The organism is Mesorhizobium sp. M0047 (genome assembly GCF_040323315.1).
In the GTDB taxonomy this organism is placed as follows: domain Bacteria; phylum Pseudomonadota; class Alphaproteobacteria; order Rhizobiales; family Rhizobiaceae; genus Mesorhizobium.
Genome location: NZ_JAMYUW010000095.1, coordinates 1 through 2,664, shown reverse-complemented (window position 1 = coordinate 2,664; position 2,664 = coordinate 1). Strand labels below are relative to the sequence as shown.

The 2,664-nt window shown below is 62.9% G+C and carries 2 protein-coding genes and 1 pseudogene; 1 reads left to right on the top strand and 2 read right to left on the bottom strand.

The genetic code is table 11. The annotated features are described in order from the left end of the window. Positions 1 to 340 precede the first annotated feature (340 nt). Positions 341 to 535, bottom strand: a complete 195-nt coding sequence (locus NKJ89_RS35475; protein WP_352609054.1) for a hypothetical protein — start codon at positions 533 to 535, stop codon at positions 341 to 343. After that, positions 460 to 1,323 (bottom strand): tetratricopeptide repeat protein, encoded by an 864-nt coding sequence (locus tag NKJ89_RS35470; protein WP_352609053.1) that lies wholly within the window; start codon positions 1,321 to 1,323, stop codon positions 460 to 462. The genes NKJ89_RS35475 and NKJ89_RS35470 overlap by 76 nt, the downstream gene beginning before the upstream one ends. 452 nt (positions 1,324 to 1,775) lie before the next feature. Between NKJ89_RS35470 and NKJ89_RS35465 the strand changes: the two are divergent. Beyond that, positions 1,776 to 2,081 (top strand): annotated as a pseudogene (locus NKJ89_RS35465) (group II intron maturase-specific domain-containing protein); the annotation flags it as partial. Positions 2,082 to 2,664 lie beyond the last annotated feature (583 nt).

Below are 2,664 nucleotides of genomic sequence, written 5' to 3'. Positions count from 1 at the left end.
TCGGCAGGGCCATGTTCGTGTGCTCGATCAGCAGGGCCTGACTAAGTTTGCTGGATTCGAGCAGGAATATGTCGAAGGTTAAGACGTCTCGGCATGCGACGGCAAGCACTCACGTGTTCCGCGGTAGCGGGCATCGCGCAAGATTGAGGACAGGCTTTCCTGAGCAGCATCTCCCGGCAGCGGATCTGTTCCGCCTGATCCGCGCCCGATCCCAGCTGGCGCCCCCAACAGGCGCCCAGGCCATCTTGGGTTTTCGTTTCTTGGCGTGATCTCTTCGCGGTCCTCTCTAGGCGACATCGTCCTTACCCATCTGCTACAGCGGCCAGCATTCGGCGGCGAACTATGAGAGTTCATCGACGGCTTCCCGAACACCTTGTGCAACCGCTCGCTCGAGCCAAACGCGACCGGCTAGCGGGTTGTGTTCGCCGGCGCGACCATTGCAGAGATAACGGCCGAGCGTCAGTTGGGCATGGGCATGTCCCCGCTCGGCGGCGGCGGCGAACCATTTCTGCGCTGCCACCGGGTTGAACGACAGACCCTGGCCGTTCGCGTACTGTGCGCCGATCGCAAACATAGCCCCGGGGTGCCCGGCAGCGGCTGCCCGCTTGAACCACTGCGCGGCAGCCTGGGCAAGCAGGCGCCGCCACGCCCGTTGAGGAGCATCTCGGCAAGCGCCACGCCGCGTCCATCCTGAAGCATTCGCGCATAGGCATATTGCGCGTCTGCCACGCCTTCCGCCGCCCGCCTCACCCATCGCGCAGCCTGCTCCTCGTCCTTGCGCATACCGGCGCCGACGTCCTCGGCAAAGCAGAGGCCGAGGTTGAACGCTGCAACCATATCGCCGGATGAGGCGGTCGCCTCGAACCATACAACAATGCTGGTGCGGTCATCGGGCTCGCCTGCTCCTGCGAGGACCAGATTGGCAAAGTCGACCTGCGCTTCCTGATTTCCACCTTTTGCCGACACGCGCGGCCAGCGCGCTCCCTCTTCGACATCCCGGGCGACTCCGTTCCCGGAAAGATATAGCGATGCCAACGCACGGGCGGCGGCCTGATGGCCCGCATTTGCCGCCCGTCGGTACCATGTGGCGGCGTCAGCATAGTCCGGCGGCGAACCCTTCACACGCCGATCGCCGAGCCGATAGGCTGCCTCGACATTCCCTGCCAATGCCGCGCGCCGCATCCACTCCTCGCCGGCCGCGACATCTAGATCTGCAAGGTCACCATCGATGAATCCCAGTCCCAACCGGTACTGGGCTGCGGGAAGGCCTTTTTCTGCGGCGAGCTGATACAGTCGCGCGGCTGCCGCTCGATCAAGCGGCACGCCCTGCCCATGTCGGTCAGGACGACAAGAAGCTAGATTGCGGTCGGCAGGCCGGCCTCGGCAGCACGTCGCACTTCGGCGGCAACCTTGACTGCGTGCGCAGGTTGCCGGCGCCGGGCGAGGGAAAGAGCAAGGCCCAGGCATCCCTCAGGGCAACCGGCTGCTGCAGACTTCTCGTACCAGCCATGCGCCGCATCCAGGTCGCGCATCGCTGCGGGCCCTCTGCTAAGGATATAGCCGAGGATTGCCTGCCCGGTTGCCGAGCCAGATGCGGCTGCTTTTTTTTCCAGATCGAGCGCGCCATTCGCGGGGCGGGCGCATTGGCCGCCTTACGCTTGGCGTCGCGTGTCCACTAATAAGGGCGGGCGCACGGCCGGGGTCGACGGGATGACCGTAGGACGCATCCGGAAGAGAGGAGAGCTACGACCCTTGGCGCAAAGCTTCAGGAGCTTAATCCCCTCCTGCGCGGATGGGCGAATTACTTCCGCTTCTGCTACGGAGCCAGCAACGTGTTCACCAGCCTCGACTGGTACACCGGGGATCGATTCTGGCGCTGGCAGCGGAAAGTTCGCCCAAACGCCAAAGCGAGCGAAATCGCAAAAGGCCGACAACGCACCAGCCGCCGTCCGACGGTGAGACTGTGGCGCGATGGGTCCGTCGAGCAACATATGCTCGCATGGACTCCGGTCTGGCGGTTTCGTCTGGCGTGGATGGGAACGCCAAACTTCGCCATATCTTCTGGCGAGCCGGATGCATAACGAAAGGTGCACGTGCGGTTCTGCGAGGGGTGGTGAGAAACGGACCGCCGCAAGGCGGCACCGCGCTCGCCACCTACTCTACACTTTAGCATGTTCCGCTGTGATATCGTTCCTTTGAAGATGTGCAGAAGAGCGACGACCTGATTCGCCTTCCTGGTGCTGTGGAGCTTGTCCAGCGCGTCGGCATTCAGCAGCATAGGTTGAAGCGTCCCGGCTGTGGCTGGAAGAAGGGGTCGCGAGCCGCACCCCCGCACTTGCTTGGAACACTGGGCGGATGGCCCAGGGATTTCCCCAAAGAGCGTGTGCACGCATGATCGATTCGTCCAAACGCGCAGAAGAATTGTGTTCTCCAGATCGGCTGGAAAGAAAGGGTTTCCGGGCCATTTTCGACTACATGTTGGAAGCCGGGGTGGATGTGCGAGGAGATTATGCACTCGCTTCGGCGCCCGGTCGGAAACGACGTCATCGCTAAAACTTCAGGCGCCGTAAGCCGACATGCCATCTACGATCGATGTATTCGCTCTCGAACCCTGCAAGCTTCGTCAGGCCCGGTTGGTCGAGCACGCGAACAGTGCTCTTGCGG